The following is a 268-nucleotide window of genomic DNA, read 5'->3' on the forward strand; positions in this document are numbered from 1 at the left end:
TGATCTCTAAAAGATCAAATCTAAAGGTCTACCTTTACATTTGAACTTTTGGTGGAGGATGACGGGATCGAACCGACGACCCCCTGCTTGCAAAGCAGGTGCTCTCCCAGCTGAGCTAATCCCCCATGGGTATTGCGTGAAACTGGTAGGGCTGGTTGGACTCGAACCAACGACCCCCGCGTTATCAACACGGTGCTCTAACCAGCTGAGCTACAGCCCCAAATGCTGTTCTTTATTATTTACAGTCGATAAGTGTGAACGCTTGATG

2 tRNA genes are annotated in these 268 nt (G+C 48.9%); both read right to left on the bottom strand.

What is annotated here, in order from left to right:
• Positions 1 to 49: 49 nt before the first annotated feature.
• Positions 50 to 125: transfer RNA gene (locus GTP23_RS22455), tRNA-Ala, on the bottom strand.
• Positions 126 to 143: 18 nt separating this feature from the next.
• A tRNA-Ile gene (locus GTP23_RS22460) sits at positions 144 to 220 on the bottom strand.
• Positions 221 to 268: the final 48 nt, after the last annotated feature.

Source organism: Duganella fentianensis (genome assembly GCF_009857835.1).
In the GTDB taxonomy this organism is placed as follows: Bacteria; Pseudomonadota; Gammaproteobacteria; order Burkholderiales; family Burkholderiaceae_D; genus Rugamonas; species Rugamonas fentianensis.